Source organism: Desulfosarcina widdelii, from assembly GCF_009688965.1.
In the GTDB taxonomy this organism is placed as follows: domain Bacteria; phylum Desulfobacterota; class Desulfobacteria; order Desulfobacterales; family Desulfosarcinaceae; genus Desulfosarcina; species Desulfosarcina widdelii.
In genome coordinates, this window is sequence record NZ_AP021875.1 from 7,210,637 (window position 1) to 7,225,336 (window position 14,700).

A 14,700-nucleotide genomic window follows, 5' to 3' on the forward strand; every position below is an offset into this window, starting at 1 on the left:
AACATGGGAACCAAAGATCCTCTTTTATCGAACACGCCGCCTCATGTGGATGCTGGCTTTGCCGGGACGCTGAAAAATATTCAACTCAACGACCTGATCCAGATGTGTTGCCTGTCCGCATCCAGCCTCTGTATGCGCGTGAACAAGGATGATCGAATAGGAACCATCTTCATCGTTGACGGTGAGATCATTCATGCCGCCTGTGAAGGCCTGGTCGGGGAAGAGGCCTTTTACCAGATTCTGGGTTGGCAGACCGGCAGCTTCGAGTCCATAGAGGTCTCCACCAGCCCAGAACGCACCATCCATCAAAATTATCACTTTTTAATCATGGAGGCGGCCCGGCGTGTGGATGAAGCGTCATTGCTTTCCGACGACGATTCCATTCCGAGCGAAGATGTCGACAAAGATCGTTTGCGGGTGCTCATCGTCGACGACTCCCCCATGATGCGTAAAATTTTGTCCAGCATGCTGACGACCAGCAGCAGCCGGATCAAGGTCGTGGGGATGGCGGGCAACGGCAAGGAGGCCATATCGCTTATCGACAAATTGTCGCCGGACCTGGTCACCCTGGATGTGAACATGCCGGTCATGGACGGCACCAGCACTCTCAAACACATCATGATCAAAAAACCGTGCCCGGTGGTGATTACATCCAATCCAGGGGAGGGATCTTCGAGGGCGATTTTTAATTTCCTCGAACTGGGCGCCGTGGATTTCATGAGCAAACCAACCAAGAACCAGGACATTCTCGTCCAGCAGCAGAAAATTCTGGAAAGAATCCAAATCGCCGCCACGGCTAACGTCGGTAAATTCCGCATCCCACGGATTCCCAAAGCCAAGGACGGTATTTCAGGCAGCCATCCGACCGAAGAGGCCTGCCGCAGTCTGGTGGTCGTTGTATCCGGACCGGGAGGGCATCCTGAGCAGATGAGCCTGCTTCACGACCTGGTGCCGTCCGTAGCCGCTTTGGAAGGTGGCGTGGTAGCCGTCCAGAGCCTGCCGCCGTTGTTTGCCGATGCCTTTGCCCGCTACCTGCTGGAACGCTGCAAGTGCCCGGCATCTCCCGTCGACAAACAAACGCCTCTGGCCGTCGGTCACTGCCATGTGGGCATCCATGGCTGTCCGCTGACAGTGACGACGAATGATGGAATACCGTCCATCGGGCCTGTCGACGCCGAGTTGTCTGCAGGAGGATTTCCGCTGGATCGATTGCTGATTACGGCCGCAGAGACATTCAGACAACGCCTGACTGTCGTTTTGCTGTCCGGCGCCGGTACGGGTGAGCAGACCGGTTTACGGGCCGTACATGAAAGCGGCGGGCGGATCATCCTGCGGGAGCGCGTTTCGGGCATGGTCGCAAAGCCCCTCGATGCGGTGGTCGAAGCCGGTCTGGCAGACATGGAAGTAAAACCGGTCGATTTGGTTAAGGCGGTTCACGACGGTCTCGTAACGAAAACCTGAATCCAACAGGTGGCCGGGCCGCAACACCGGCCGGCTGTCTTCCCACGGTTGTCACCAAAAGGAAAACAACCATGATCATTATCTGTCAGAAATGTATGACCCGGTTTCATCTTGATGACGACGCGACTGACAAATCAACCTTCGTGGCAAGATGTACGGTATGTGGTCATCTTTTTTCTGCGTACAAACCGAATCGGGTTCAGGAGATTACCTTTCTCGATCTCGAAAAGGCCCGTCAGGATGAAACCAATGACCAGGTGATCGCCATCAGCAACCGCAAGGGCGGGGTCGCCAAGACAACCACCTGCCTGAACCTGGGCCTTTCGCTGGCGCTGCTCAAAAAGCGCGTTCTTCTCGTGGACTTCGATGCCCAGGCCAACCTGACCCTTTCCCTGGGACAAAAGGAGGCGCCCACCTTTTACGATGCCCAGAAGAAAATCGGCAAGCGGCTGGACGATTTTATCGTGGCGACAAAATATTCCGATTTGTGGCTGCTGCCATCCGGCAGGAACATGGTTCTGCTCAATAAAATGTATTTTGGGGCCAGAAATTTTGAATACATGCTCAAGGACCGGCTCAACACGGTCAAAGAGCAATTCGACTTCATTCTGATCGATACACCGCCATCCATCGAGTTTTATACGCTCAATGCCCTGACCGCATCCAACCGGGTGCTGATACCGTGCCAATGCGATTATCTGTCCACACACGGCGTTGACCAGGTACTGCGTCTGATCAAGCTGATCCGCGAGAAATCCAATCCGCAAATTCAGTCGCGCATCCTGTTTACCATGCTGGATAGGGACAGCCATGCCTCCCGTCTGATTCTTCGAAAGATACAGGCCCTGTACCAGGGGCAGACATTCGATACGGTGATCGAGATGGATGGCGTTCTCAAAGAAGCCCAAATCCTCAACATGCCGGCCATCCAATACAGCCAGAAAAGCGTCGCCGGTACCCAGTACATCGAACTGGCCAAAGAGGTCATTGCCATCGCAGAAGCATCGGTACCGCCTTTGCCATGAATTTCAGAAGCGGTTATTCTCTCCAGCGCATCATGATTATCTACATGCTGTTAATCGGCTTTGCTGCGCTGCTGGTGGCATCGGAATTCGTTCTGGATACGCATTCCACCAAACTGAGAGAGGAACTGAACAGCAATTTCGAAAAGTATGCCAACGGCGAACTCACGCACGAACAGGTGTACGAACCACTGGTGAGAATTCGCAACAAAGCCATTATGATGGTGGGGGTCATCCTGGCCGTGGTGGTGATTGTGCTGACCATGTTCATCAAGACCATTACCGAGCCGCTTCAGCATATGGTGGAGGTGTCCAAGGCGATTTCCTCGGGAGATCTCAGTCAGACAACGGGTGTGGAAACCGGAAACGAACTTTCCCAACTTTCCTGTGCTATCGACGACATGTCGACCAATCTGCAGGAAATTATCATGCTTTCCCGTTCGGTCTGCGTTTCCGCCGGCCGGGTCACATCCAATGCCTTGGATCTCCTTAAAAAAGAACGCATGACACCCGAACAGTCGGATGCCATGCAAAAACAGCTTGTTCGCCTGGATTCGGAACTGACCACGCTGGGACAGGTCATTGATTTTTTCAAACTATACTCCGTGGATGATCGGGCATGAACGCGATGAATGTCCTGGCTTTTCCGGCCGGGGTCATCATCGCCTCTCTGGCTTCCGCCGTCGGCATTGGCGGCGGTATCCTGTGGATGCCCTTTTTTATTCTCATCCTGAAACTCTCTCCGGAGACGGCGGTCGTTACTTCGCTGCTCGTGCAGACCGCAGGAATGGGATCGGGCAGCGTGGCCTTTGTCAGAAAGAAAACAGCGGATCTTCATCTATCCGCCTTTTTGCTATTGCTGACGCTTCCCGGATTGGGCCTCGGGGCGCTTATGACCCGATTGCTGTCTGCCGCCAATCTGGAACTGGCTTTGGGGATCATGACGTTGACCACGGCGTTTCTGTTTGTTTCAGCGAACCAGAAATATTCGGAAAAAGGGAGGGATCGGGTGCCGTTGAAAGGGCTGCGCCGCTATGGCTGGGTTGTTTCGGTCATGTCCCTGGCCAGCGGCATGCTCAGCGTGAGCGTCGGAGAATGGATGGTTCCACTGATGCGCAACCGGATGAAATTGCGCATGCGCGTTGCCGTGGCGACCAGCATCGTCACCGTCTTCGGCACCTGCATTGCCGGATCGTTATTTCACCTGATGCTGGGCGCATCGGTTGATCCGGCAATATTGACTTGGGCGGCACCCGGCGTAATCGTCGGCGGGCAAATCGGTCCGCGGTTCACCGAGAGAATCGACGAGAGAATGTTAAAGGAAGTTTTCATTTTTCTGCTTACTCTAATCGGCATCCATTTGATTTACAACAGCTACTGACAACGTTAATCCATCTTTGGGCGTGAAGGAATCGATTTGGGTATCACAGAACGAAAAAATGTTGTGACCAAAGCAACCGCCTATTTGATTCCGTTCCTTGGTTTCTTTGCCCTTTTGCTGATCTGGGATATACTGGCCCGTTTCAGCGGATGGAGCCGGCAGGTTTTCCCGGGACCCGTCGTGGTACTGGTCAGTATGGGAGAACTGCTGGCCGACGGAACCCTGGTCAAGCACACCGTGGCCAGCCTGTTCCGGGTTACGGTCGGGTTCTATCTGGCTGCTTTATTGGGCATTCCGATCGGTATCGCTCTGGGAATGATGAAGACGGCCCGATCGCTGATCAATCCATTGATCCAATTCATGCGTCCCATTTCTCCGCTGGCCTGGATTCCCTTGGCCATGCTTTGGTTCGGCATTGGCGATCCACCGGCAATTTTTCTGATTTTCCTGTCCAGTTTTTTCCCGCTGGTGGTATCGACGACCATCGCCGTAGACGGGATCAATCAGACCTATTTTTATGTCGCGGCCAATTTCAATTTTTCCAGGTATGAAACCATTATGCGAGTGGTTGTCCCTGCCATCACACCCGAAGTGGTTACGGCCCTGCGCATGACCGTAACCATATCCTGGCTGGTTGTGGTCGCAGCCGAAATGATCGCCGTACAATCCGGTCTGGGGTTTCTGATCTTAGATTCGAGAAACGCCCTGCGAATGGATTATGTGATGGACGGAATGATTGTCATCGGTCTGGTCGGCCTGGCCTTGGATGCCCTGATGCGGCAACTGGGCAGCCTGGAAGCTGCCAGTTGGCGCAGCAAAGCGCATTGAGGGGATAACAGTGGGTCGCATCAACATCGAAAAACTGAATAAAGCCTATGCCAACCGCCGCAAGCTTCCTCGTAGCGACGAAAGTCCACAGTTGCGTAAGGGCGACGATATCATCGTTCTCAAGGATATCGATCTTAAAATATCGGACGGTGAAATGGTCTGTTTTCTTGGTCCTTCGGGATGCGGCAAATCGACGTTGCTGCGAATTATTGCCGGCTTTGAGGATTTATCCAGCGGGAAGGTACGCATCAATGGAAAAAGCGTCAACGGGCCTTCCGCCGACCACATATTCGTATTCCAGCACAGCGGTCTGTTTCCATGGATGACGGTGGCACAAAATGTCGGCTTAGGGGTTCGGCATCTGAGCAGCGATGGACGTCACAAGCGGATCGGTGAATTTCTCGAGATGGTCGAACTGGAGGGCTTCGAACAGCATTATCCCCGACAGCTTTCCGGAGGGATGCAGCGACGCGCTGAACTGGCCAGGGCCCTTGCCGTAAACCCGGATATTTTGATCATGGACGAGCCCTTCAGCGGGCTGGACTTTCTCACCCATATGAAGATGCGCGAGGAAGTCGTCAACATGCACGCGTTCATCCAGAAAACGATCCTGCTGGTCACGCACAACATTGACGATGCGCTGATCATGGGGGATCGGGTCGTTATCCTCGGCGGCAGTCCCACTGGGGTCGCCATGGATCGGAAACTGGAATTCCCCCGTCCCCGCAATTTCGAGAAATCTCCGGAACTCAGCCGGTTGAGAAGTGAGCTGTTTCTGATGATGGGTGTCAACTATGCGGTTTAAAAGCGATCTGTTGCACCGGTCCGGGAAGCTGCCCATGCCGGTGAAACTGACATGCATATTTCTCGCCTGGCTCATACTCATCGCCTGGCTGCATTACCGATTGAATTTCGAGTCGGCGGACAGACAGGTCGTTCGAATGGGATATATGCCGGTGATCACCAATCTCGCAGCTCCGATACTGGACCATGTATCTCGGGACGGATCCGGCATTCTTTTCCAGGCCGTCAAGTTTACCTCCTTTGCCGAAATGGCTGAGGCGCTCAGAAACAACAGCATTCAGGCAGCCTTTATCATTGCGCCACTGGCGGTGGTGCTGCACCAGCAAAAAGAGGACGTAAAAGTTGTGTTGATCGGCAACCGGCATGAGAGCACCCTGGTCGCCAGAAAAGAGTTGAATGCCACAAGGCTGGAAGACCTGATCGACAGAACGATTGCCGTCCCCATGCGATACTCCGGCCACAACATCTGGCTGCGAAGGGAGCTTGAGAAAAAGGGCCTTGAGCGAAGGATCCGGGTGGTGGAAATGAATCCCCCGGACATGGCTTCGGCACTGACTTCGGGCGCCCTGGATGCCTATTTTGTGGGTGAACCGTTTGCCGCCCAGACAGTTTTGAGCAACGATGCCAACGTGGTTGCCTACGTGGAATCCGAATGGCCCGGCTTTATCTGTAACCTTGTTCTGGTTAGAGGCGAATGGCTGGAAACCCACAGCGAAGCTGTAGAGAAAATGGTTGAAGCTGCTGCCCGGTCGGGTCTCTGGGCCAAGCGACATCCCGAAGGAGCTGCCCGAATTGCCTCCCGGTACTGGAATCAAACGGAGGCGCTGGTGGTCCATGCATTGACCCAACCGGAAGGTCGGATCGTCTATGACCGGTATATTCCGAAAACCGAAGAACTCCGGTTCATGGCGGATTTGATGCGCCGTTATGGTCTGACCGAACAGGCGGATGTGACCGGACTGGTCGATGACCGTTTCGCTCGCAATGCGTCCACTGAGGGTATTGACGGTTTAGACACGATCCTCGTTCATGACGCGCCATGAATGCCTGGTCGATCTGGTATCGAGAATAAAAAAATGCCCCGGGAGATAAATTCTCCGGGGCATTTCAATAGGAGTCCATCATGGTTCGCGGGGCTATTTTTTCCTCAACCGTTCCACGCTTTCGCGAATGGCGGTCAATTCGGTTGCCATCATCGACTTCAACTCTTCTAAGGACTGGATGATTGCCTGCATACCGGATTTGTCTTCCGCCGGGACCGCCTTTGTTTGTCCCACGGCAGGGTAAGGGGCTTTCGAATCGATAATTTCGGTTTTCAATTGCTGGAATTTCCTGACTTCTGCCAACAGCGTTTTTTCCTTCTTGTCTTTTTCTAATCCTTCGTTTGCGACAGCTTCCTCCAAGGCAGAGTAGACCGCCATCAGTCGCTTGATGGTGTCCGGGTGAGATTTAGATTTGTGTGTACGAATATATTTGCCCAGCGATTGCAATATCTTAAGATATGTATGGGCGACTTTGTCGTCTTTGAAACGCTCCAGCAGAGCTTCCACCTGCTCAATAAAGGCTTTCAGAGCGTCGTCGGTGATTTCCCAGTCGATGGCCAGAATGGTGGATTTCAGTTCTTTTAACGGAAGGTCGGCATCGGGAGCTTGGGTTTCCTCCGAATCCGGATCTTCCGGGTCCGGCAATGCATCGTTGAAGAAATCGTCGAGGCGATTTTCCAAATCGAAGGCGAACGTATCATTAGCTTTTTTATCCACTGTGAATACCTCCTATAAAAGCTTGTCCCGAATGCCCACAATTGTAATGGAGATGGCTTTTTTGACGGTAGGGATCACATTTTCTCCCTTCAGTGCGCTGGCCGTGAAACTCGGCGCCTTGAGTTGAGAATTGAGGTCCTCCTCCAATGTTTCAATGTCAAGAATGGGAATCCCCTCCGTTGCGAGGTCACGCTTGTTGTATTGAAAAACGAGCGGGATATTGGCGATATCGATATCGTAAAACGCGAGATTTTCCTTCAGGTTCTCCAGTGAACTGATGTTGTTCTCCCGCCGATCAACCATTGAATCGGCGACGAATACGATACCATCCACACCCTTTAGCACCAGTTTGCGCGTGGCATTGTACTTGACCTGCCCGGGAACCGTGTACAACTGCGTTTTTACGTTGTAGCCTTTTATGGCACCGAGTTCGAACGGGAGAAAATCGAAAAACAGAGTCCGATCACCCTGGGTTTTTATACTCACCATGTCGGATTCGATGCGATGCCGAATCCGGCTGAAGATATGTTCAAGGTTGGTCGTCTTGCCACCCCTGCCGGGTCCGACAAAAACAAGTTTGACCTGAACTTCTTTGGTTTTGGTGTTGATAAACGCCATGTTTTTCGTCCCGTTTGTGAAAAAAGTCGGGTGGTACGGGCCGCTATGGAGCAGCCCCTGAACTATGACGATCGGGACTTGTCGATCAGAACCTTGATTTTCTTGATTACTTCATCGATCTTTAACCTGAGGTATCCCAGCGATACATCGTTGCCGAAAATGGATACCAGTAGAAAGTCGTCCATGATCTTGGTAAAGTTGATATTTTCGCTCTTGCCCTTGTGGAACAGCAGGGAAAATTCCTCTTCCCCGATGATGGAGGCCATGGCGCTTACCGCCCCGAAGTTGCCGGCCGCCAGCGCCGCCAGCGAATAGACGTCGTGGCGTACCTTGCCGTCGTCGAGGTTGACAATGACATTGCCGGCCATATCGATGAGGATCACGGATTGTATGCCCAGCGTCATCAGATCGGTGGTCAACGCCTCTTCCAAACCATCCAGTTGTTCTTGATCCAAAATATAAGACAATGTCTGTTCCTCCTTGCTGAATCGGATCAACTCCTGTCGAAAAAATTAAGCAAAACGCGGGCCAAAATACCACATCATTGGCCGATTTTACTGGCGACCAGGAGATGAACGGTTCCACTTTGGTGGCAAGCTCGGGTTCAACTGTTCGGGAAGCGCGCTTACCGGTTCAAGTGGATGTAATACCCTTTTTTGCTTTGGTATTTCAAGTATTTTCTATAATTTTAAGTACCTTTTTTCATTCGGCGGTCGTCTGCGGCCAACGCGCCGGCCGGAGGCAAGGCGCACACAGCACTCTAAGCAGGGTTGCCGGCGGTTTGGGCCGCCCATGGCCGCAAATTTTATATCTTCCTGTAACTGTTCGTTTTTTAAATTATGTGCAGCGAATAGAGTCTTGATTTTTGATCGGGTTACAGGATAGAGTAAGCCGATCTTAATTTCTCGTGTTTCCAGAAATACGCCCCCGAGTTTCGTACGGCCGGATTTGTCCGGGTATCCCGGCGGCAAAGAAGCGCATTCGTGCCGTCATCCGGATCGTTAGGAGCATGAATGCCATTCCGGCCGCTACTGGTCAGGCTTGCTGTGTCCTGAGGCAGGAGACGACACCCATGCAAGAACCCAGCTGGCAGGTTGAAAAAAAGAAGATACTGACTCGCCTGTCCATTGCCATATACAAAATGACAGACGAACAGCTAATCGCGCTGCTGCACCTGTTCAAAGACCTGGACCTGAAGCAGAACGAAAAGCTGCTGGAGATACCGAGGCCGAAACCGGATGAAACTTTCGGTGCCCGGGACAGGCAACTGCTCATTGCCCGCTTTTTTCTCCTGATCAATCAATTACAGGAAGCGGACCTGCTCAAATTCATGAACCGTTACGAGCAGAAACGGTTCGCCATGTTGCGCGAATTTCCGCGCGTTCCCTGTAATATCAGCCTCGATCTTGCCGCGAACGGCCGTGCGATCAACTGTTTCGCCACGGACATCAGTGCCGGCGGCATGTTTGTCGAGAGTTGCGAATCGTTTACCATGGGCCAATCGGTTTCCATTTGTTTTTCCCTGGGGCAGGACCAACTGCCCCTCAAGCTCAAGGGCAGCGTCGTTCGCTTGGAGCATGGTGGAATCGGCGTGAAATATGAATCGCTGACCCGTTATCAAATCGAGATTTTAAAGGATCTGATCAACCGTCTCCACCGCAAGGTCAGTACTCAGTTCAAAGTGGACTGAATGCAGCATTTTCCCGGGACCTGCAAAAAAACCGCACCGTACCGTCGTCGAGGTGTGGAAACGTCCCGGTCTGCAATTTTTTAAAAACGGTTTACCATTGAAATCGTAACCGACGGTGTTATATTACCGACCGTGTTGTTGTGTATGATCCAAAAGGAGCGATTTTCGTAAATGATCGATGTTCGAAGCCAGCATATTGAAGTCAGCAAAGAACGGCGGCAGCACCCCCGGCTGGAATTCCGCTGTACCGCACTATTTGGCCATTTGAAGGGCGTTCTCAACGTAACCGATCTGAGTCTGAGCGGTCTTTTCGTGGAGGTTGACGACAAAAAGGGCCTCGAACCGGGCCGGATTGTCAGCCTGGCGATCAAGTTTCCCACCGAGGAAAAGGCGGTGCTCGTAAAGGCTAAGATCGCCAATGTGAACAAACGGGGCGTCGGATGCCAGTTCGTGGAGGTGGGAACAAAAAGTTTCGAGGCCATCAAGAACTGTTTCGAGACGTTCAGGGATACCCTGCCCCTCGGCTGAGACCCACAGCTTTGCCATCATTCCGTAATCAAAAAATTTTACATGCCCACGGCGGCCGGTATATCCGGGGCCGATTCGGTTCCCGTTAGCTGCGACACGACGGAAAACGCACATTGGATGGCGTTGCTGTCCCGGTCGATCCGCGTGAGCGGTTCCATGGCGGAAACCAGCGCGTTGATCTGGGGATCGAAATAGACCCCTTCGCCGTTTCGGGCCTGAATCGTCAGGTGCTTTTGTGCGACCATCTGGATGATCCGGCTGGCGTTTTTATCCCGCGGCTGACGGGCCATGTTGGTAATCAGGACGGGACGAATCCGTTTAAGTTCTGCGGCCATTCGGGCCGCGTCCGAGGCGGCGCCGTTTGCCGCAATGCGCTCGAGCAGCGTGCTGACCGTTCGCACCTGCATATCATTTTTCGGATTCATGGCCGCCTTCACAAGGTCGTCCAGAGAGGGGCGCCTGCTGGTCATTCGGCTCAATTTGCGGTAAACGGCGTTTCTGACGAAGGCGTATGCATTCTGGATGGCCACGGGCTGCGGGGTCATGACCACGGCCTGATGATGGGCCGATAAAAAAAAGTCGAGGGTGTTGAAGCCGGTGCCGGCTCCCAGATCCAATACGACATGGTCGGCCTCGATTTTGGCGATGGCCTGGAGGATTTTCGTTTTCTGGGTGTACTTCAAGTTTGCCATGGTCAACACTTCGCTGGCGCCGCAAACGATTCGAAGTCTTTTTTGTTCGGTGCCAATGCAAACCTCGTCCAGCGTGTCGTACCGGCGGCCGATGAAATCGTTCAGCGTTCGCCCCGGTGTGCGGATGCCCATGAACGTGTGCAGATTGGCTCCCCCGAGATCTCCGTCGATCACCACGGTTTCCTGCCCCTTTTCGGCCAGAGCCATGGCAATCAGAATGCTCAGGACGCTTTTGCCGATACCGCCTTTTCCGCCGCCCACTGCCCAGACTTGCGGTGAACGAGACGGGCCATTATCCGTTTGCTGTCGCTGCATTTTTCGAGATTCCCCCCCCCTTTTCAGTGTCTCACCAGATGATTCCACAAATTCCAGATCATGTCCTGCTCGCCATTGGATATGGTGCAAAATGCGTTCAAGGCCATTTCCGTCTCCTCGGTCATGGGATCGAAGATTATCCCCACAATGTGGGTGGGGTGGGTGCTGCTGCCCACTTTTTTACGCCAGGCCACGATGCCGGTCAACTGATCGATTGCCGTACGGTTGCCTTCCAGGATCGTCATGGCCACTTTTTGTCGCAGCAGAGAATCCGGATCGGTGCCGGCCGCATCTCCGGACAGGGCAACGCACATGCCGCCGGTGGACAGATCTCTGGCGGTGCCTTGAATGGTCTGCCGGTCGCCGTTTCCATTGGTGGAGAAGGTCAGGCGGACGTCCGCGGGTAGACAGTACCGGCTGGAACGCCGCACTGTTTTCCATTGGCGGTCGCCTCCCTGCCGGACGCGCATCCGGCTCAATCGTTCAATCATCTCCCGGACGCGCGGATATCGATAGCAGGTGGCCTTGAGCGTGGGTTTGGATATTTTTACCAGTTCGACATCGGTAACGGCTGTTACGCAGGCACGGCAAAACGACTTTTCCTCCAGGGGGAAAATATCGCCGAAGATGTCGTTTTCCGCCAGCAGGGTCGTGGCCGGCGGCGTCCCTTCCTGTTTTTGCGGCAGGGTTTCCGTTAAGCCGCCCGAAACGATAAAATAGATACCCGTGGATTCCTGTCCGACGTCGTAGACGGTCTCACCGGGCGCAAGGCGGATCCGGACCAGGCGGAGCATCAGGCTCACCGTTTCCTCGTAGGTCAATTGGGAAAAAAGCAGTTGCGCCGGGACGTCACCGCCTCCTTTGTTTCGAATGGCTGCATGGTATTCACGACCCTCCCGGTGGCTCGGCTTGACGATGCTCCACTCCAGGATTTTGGCCACGATGGACTGGAGCACCATACCGGCTTCGAGGTATAATGCAGACGCTTTGTTGTATGCCAGCAGTGCCTCTTCCGACTGCTTTTTGGCGGACAAAAGATCGCCGAATTTGCGGTAGAGGTCGGGGTCCTTCGGAAAGACCTCCAGCAGGGTCTCGAATTCGGCTGCCGATTCGATGTCGATCTGGTCGTTGAGAATCAGTTGAATAACACTGTTATGATCCAAAGCTGCAGGCGATTCATTGGCGTTCATTTTCAGAGTATGCGTCCTTTTTTTTAAGGGCTTCGATTACGGCGTCCAGACGTCGATTCAACAGTTGGGTCTTTTGTTGGGAAAGGCGGACGACTTTCGCCAGGGGTTCCATCCGGCGATCAATGTGCAAAATCATATTGGTAAGATCGTCAAGCTTTTGATTGATGCGGTCCAGCTGGTCCTGGAAGGGCTCTTTCGAGCTTGTCTCCAATGCTGGCGGGCGCTGCCGGCGAAATGCGCCGATCATTTTTTCGAGATCGTCTTTTTCGGCGGCGGAGATTTCCATGGAAAATGCATCGCTTTCGGGCTGAGGCATAGAGTCGTCCGATTGGCTGTTTTCACATGCGGTCATAAGTTTTCAGTAATTTGTGTATCGACGAATCGATGGCTTCGATATTCGGGTCCGGCGTCTTCGGCAACTGGTCCGTCCAGTGCTGTTGCCGCGGCAAGTGCCGTCCGCCGGCGGTCCGTATCAGGAAAAATAGAAGCACCACGATAATCGAGGTCACCGCGATCAGCGCGGCGACCAGGCGCTGTTGAAACCTTTTATTGTAGGCATACCGGGCTCCCGGATCGGCCTCGGCTTTGGCATCTTGGGTAGCTGTCGATAGGTTCGGGACCGAATCCGATGTCAGTGTCACAAGGGATTTTTCCGGAACGCGGTAAGGCTCCAGGGCTGTCTCTTCGGGCTGCTCGGCCGGTTCCCTTTCACTTATCTTTGCGGGCGGCAGGGCGGCGGATGCCGGCAGTGGCCGGTATGCATCGACGATAAAACGGTGGGGGCCGGTAAGGGCAAAGGTCTTGATGTCGGCCGGCGTGAACGCAAAGACCGCTTCGATTCGGGCCTCATTCCCTTTCCTGGATACGCCGAACCGAGAAATTCCATCGGTAATTTTTGGTGCGGAAGGGGTGCTGGAAATGTCTTTCAGGTCGATCCGCAGGCGGTTGCGTTCGACTGAAAATGACGGAGGCGAAGAGGGGCGGGCGTCGAATTCCATCACCAGGCGTACGAAACCCGGTTTTTTCCCGACGCGCAGATCTGCAATTACCGTCGCCCGCACGGTTGACAGCGGGACAAACAGCATGACCAGAAACGCGATCAACAGCGGCGTCGCTTTGTGCGCAACCCCTTTTTTTAATTCGATCATCGTAATGCCGCTAGGGAGGTCGGGGGTGGATCCCATTCAGCCTTGCCCGGTCCGTGTTCCCGTATTCGGGTGCATTGCCGGGCCTCTGGTGCTTCGATTGGATTTCAGCGGCAAAAAGTAGAAGAAAAACGGTTCAATGTCAAGGCCCTGTCAGCAGGGAGCGGCCTTTTCCGGCTGATAGGCGCACAACGGCTCTTCGGCCATGTAGTTGCCTGTAGCTTCATAAGCCCGGGCACGGCAACCCCCGCAGACGGCCCGGTATTCGCAGCGGCCGCATTTGCCTTCAAGCTGCTTGAAATCGCGCAGCTTCAGGAAAACCGGGGAATTTCGCCAGACGTGGCCGAACGTGTCCCGGGTAATGTCTCCGCACTTGACGTCCGTATAGCCGCAGGGTTGAACGATGCCGGTGTGTGAGATGAAACAGAATCCCGTGCCGGCCAGACATCCCCGGGTGACCGCATCCAGGCCGTGGCTTTCGAAACTGATGGTTTTGCCTTCGTCTCTGGCCCGCTGGCGCAATATCCGGTAGTAGTGGGGGGCACAGGTGGCCTTGAGTTGCAGGGAGGTTTTTTCGCGCTGGTCGTAAAACCAGTTCAACGTGCTTTCATAGGACTCGGCGTCGATGGCCTGGTCGACGATGTACTTGCCCCGGCCCGTAGGCACCAGCAGGAAAATGTGGTGGGCTGCGGCACCCAGCTCTTCGGCCAGTTCAAGGATTTTGGGGATCTGGTCAAGGTTGGTCTTTGTGATGGTCGTGTTGATCTGAAATTCGATGCCGGCGGCTTTCACATATTCGATGCCCCGAATGGCGGCATCGAAAGCGCCGTCCACGCCCCGGAACTTATCGTGAAATTCCTTGGTGGCGCCATCGATGCTGGCACTGATCCGCCGGATGCCCGATGCCGCCATTTTCTCGGCGATTTGTGGGGTAATCAGGGTCCCGTTGGGCGCCATGACCATGCGCAGGCCTAAATTGTCGCCATATTTGGCGATGTCGAAGATGTCCGCCCGAAGCAGGGGCTCGCCGCCGGTGAGAATGATGATGGGCCGCCCCACTTCGGCGATCTGATCCAGCAGCGCGAATGACTGGTCGGTGTCCAGCTCTCCGTCGTAAGGACCTTTGGTGGCTGCCGCACGGCAATGCACGCAGGACAGGTTGCAGTTGCGGGTGGTTTCCCAGGCCACCAGACGCAGGGTGTCGTTTTTACCGCTGCCCCGGCCGTGGGGGGGCGAACCCTGATACATGGGTGGATGAGGATTCAT

General features: G+C 54.1%; 17 protein-coding genes. 9 read left to right on the plus strand and 8 right to left on the minus strand.

What is annotated here, in order from left to right; translation table 11 throughout:
• Positions 1-3 precede the first annotated feature (3 nt).
• From GN111_RS32885 to GN111_RS32915, 7 genes are all read left to right on the plus strand, one after another.
• Positions 4-1,461, plus strand: coding sequence for a response regulator (locus tag GN111_RS32885; RefSeq protein ID WP_155307791.1), 1,458 nt, complete (start codon positions 4-6; stop codon positions 1,459-1,461).
• 71 nt (positions 1,462-1,532) lie between these two features.
• Complete coding sequence (locus GN111_RS32890; RefSeq protein WP_155308239.1) at positions 1,533-2,486, plus strand: AAA family ATPase; 954 nt, start codon at positions 1,533-1,535, stop codon at positions 2,484-2,486.
• Positions 2,483-3,106 (plus strand): HAMP domain-containing protein, encoded by a 624-nt coding sequence (locus GN111_RS32895; protein WP_155307792.1) that lies wholly within the window; start codon positions 2,483-2,485, stop codon positions 3,104-3,106. The genes GN111_RS32890 and GN111_RS32895 overlap by 4 nt, the downstream gene beginning before the upstream one ends.
• On the plus strand, positions 3,103-3,864 hold the full coding sequence (locus GN111_RS32900) for a sulfite exporter TauE/SafE family protein (RefSeq protein WP_155307793.1): 762 nt from the start codon (positions 3,103-3,105) through the stop codon (positions 3,862-3,864). The genes GN111_RS32895 and GN111_RS32900 overlap by 4 nt, the downstream gene beginning before the upstream one ends.
• Positions 3,865-3,927: 63 nt before the next feature.
• Entirely contained in the window at positions 3,928-4,692 is a 765-nt protein-coding gene (locus GN111_RS32905) for an ABC transporter permease (protein ID WP_197740470.1), read from the plus strand.
• Between the two features lie 10 nt (positions 4,693-4,702).
• Positions 4,703-5,497, plus strand: a complete 795-nt coding sequence (locus GN111_RS32910; protein ID WP_155307794.1) for an ABC transporter ATP-binding protein — start codon at positions 4,703-4,705, stop codon at positions 5,495-5,497.
• The gene (locus GN111_RS32915) at positions 5,487-6,539 is read left to right on the plus strand and encodes an ABC transporter substrate-binding protein (protein WP_155307795.1); all 1,053 of its coding nucleotides are present in this window, start codon (positions 5,487-5,489) and stop codon (positions 6,537-6,539) included. Before GN111_RS32910 ends, GN111_RS32915 begins: the two co-directional genes overlap by 11 nt.
• Positions 6,540-6,632: 93 nt before the next feature.
• On the opposite strand, the gene GN111_RS32920 is transcribed toward GN111_RS32915, so the two are convergent.
• The 3 genes from GN111_RS32920 to GN111_RS32930 form a co-directional block, all read right to left on the minus strand.
• Complete coding sequence (locus tag GN111_RS32920; protein WP_155307796.1) at positions 6,633-7,256, minus strand: hypothetical protein; 624 nt, start codon at positions 7,254-7,256, stop codon at positions 6,633-6,635.
• Positions 7,257-7,268: 12 nt separating this feature from the next.
• On the minus strand, positions 7,269-7,874 hold the full coding sequence (locus GN111_RS32925; RefSeq protein ID WP_155307797.1) for a GTP-binding protein: 606 nt from the start codon (positions 7,872-7,874) through the stop codon (positions 7,269-7,271).
• A 62-nt stretch (positions 7,875-7,936) separates the two neighbouring features.
• Positions 7,937-8,341 (minus strand): roadblock/LC7 domain-containing protein, encoded by a 405-nt coding sequence (locus tag GN111_RS32930; protein ID WP_231715624.1) that lies wholly within the window; start codon positions 8,339-8,341, stop codon positions 7,937-7,939.
• Positions 8,342-8,946: 605 nt separating this feature from the next.
• On the opposite strand from GN111_RS32930, the gene GN111_RS32935 reads away from it, so the two are divergent.
• The gene (locus GN111_RS32935) at positions 8,947-9,564 is read left to right on the plus strand and encodes a PilZ domain-containing protein (RefSeq protein WP_170302572.1); all 618 of its coding nucleotides are present in this window, start codon (positions 8,947-8,949) and stop codon (positions 9,562-9,564) included.
• A gap of 171 nt (positions 9,565-9,735) precedes the next feature.
• Positions 9,736-10,092, plus strand: a complete 357-nt coding sequence (locus GN111_RS32940) for a PilZ domain-containing protein (protein WP_155307799.1) — start codon at positions 9,736-9,738, stop codon at positions 10,090-10,092.
• Positions 10,093-10,130: 38 nt separating this feature from the next.
• On the opposite strand, the gene GN111_RS32945 is transcribed toward GN111_RS32940, so the two are convergent.
• The 5 genes from GN111_RS32945 to ahbD form a co-directional block, all read right to left on the minus strand.
• Entirely contained in the window at positions 10,131-11,099 is a 969-nt protein-coding gene (locus tag GN111_RS32945; protein ID WP_155307800.1) for a P-loop NTPase, read from the minus strand.
• Positions 11,100-11,122: 23 nt separating this feature from the next.
• A complete protein-coding gene (locus GN111_RS32950) occupies positions 11,123-12,289 on the minus strand; it encodes a cyclic nucleotide-binding domain-containing protein (protein ID WP_155307801.1) in 1,167 nt (388 codons plus the stop codon).
• A complete protein-coding gene (locus GN111_RS32955) occupies positions 12,276-12,605 on the minus strand; it encodes a hypothetical protein (RefSeq protein WP_155307802.1) in 330 nt (109 codons plus the stop codon). Before GN111_RS32955 ends, GN111_RS32950 begins: the two co-directional genes overlap by 14 nt.
• Before the next feature lie 22 nt (positions 12,606-12,627).
• On the minus strand, positions 12,628-13,437 hold the full coding sequence (locus tag GN111_RS32960; protein WP_155307803.1) for a hypothetical protein: 810 nt from the start codon (positions 13,435-13,437) through the stop codon (positions 12,628-12,630).
• Positions 13,438-13,587: 150 nt separating this feature from the next.
• Positions 13,588-14,682, minus strand: a complete 1,095-nt coding sequence (gene ahbD / locus GN111_RS32965; RefSeq protein WP_231715827.1) for a heme b synthase — start codon at positions 14,680-14,682, stop codon at positions 13,588-13,590.
• Between the last annotated feature and the right edge of the window lie 18 nt (positions 14,683-14,700).

Coding starts and splice junctions, on each gene's coding strand:
- GN111_RS32955 (WP_155307802.1), bottom strand. CDS start 12,605: ATGCCTCAGCCCGAAAGCGATGCATTTTCCATGGAAATCTCCGCCGCC.
- GN111_RS32895 (WP_155307792.1), top strand. CDS start 2,483: ATGAATTTCAGAAGCGGTTATTCTCTCCAGCGCATCATGATTATCTAC.
- GN111_RS32960 (WP_155307803.1), bottom strand. CDS start 13,437: ATGATCGAATTAAAAAAAGGGGTTGCGCACAAAGCGACGCCGCTGTTG.
- GN111_RS32950 (WP_155307801.1), bottom strand. CDS start 12,289: ATGAACGCCAATGAATCGCCTGCAGCTTTGGATCATAACAGTGTTATT.
- GN111_RS32945 (WP_155307800.1), bottom strand. CDS start 11,099: ATGCAGCGACAGCAAACGGATAATGGCCCGTCTCGTTCACCGCAAGTC.
- GN111_RS32900 (WP_155307793.1), top strand. CDS start 3,103: ATGAACGCGATGAATGTCCTGGCTTTTCCGGCCGGGGTCATCATCGCC.
- GN111_RS32915 (WP_155307795.1), top strand. CDS start 5,487: ATGCGGTTTAAAAGCGATCTGTTGCACCGGTCCGGGAAGCTGCCCATG.
- GN111_RS32890 (WP_155308239.1), top strand. CDS start 1,533: ATGATCATTATCTGTCAGAAATGTATGACCCGGTTTCATCTTGATGAC.
- GN111_RS32925 (WP_155307797.1), bottom strand. CDS start 7,874: ATGGCGTTTATCAACACCAAAACCAAAGAAGTTCAGGTCAAACTTGTT.
- GN111_RS32940 (WP_155307799.1), top strand. CDS start 9,736: ATGATCGATGTTCGAAGCCAGCATATTGAAGTCAGCAAAGAACGGCGG.
- ahbD (WP_231715827.1), bottom strand. CDS start 14,682: ATGTATCAGGGTTCGCCCCCCCACGGCCGGGGCAGCGGTAAAAACGAC.
- GN111_RS32885 (WP_155307791.1), top strand. CDS start 4: ATGGGAACCAAAGATCCTCTTTTATCGAACACGCCGCCTCATGTGGAT.
- GN111_RS32935 (WP_170302572.1), top strand. CDS start 8,947: ATGCAAGAACCCAGCTGGCAGGTTGAAAAAAAGAAGATACTGACTCGC.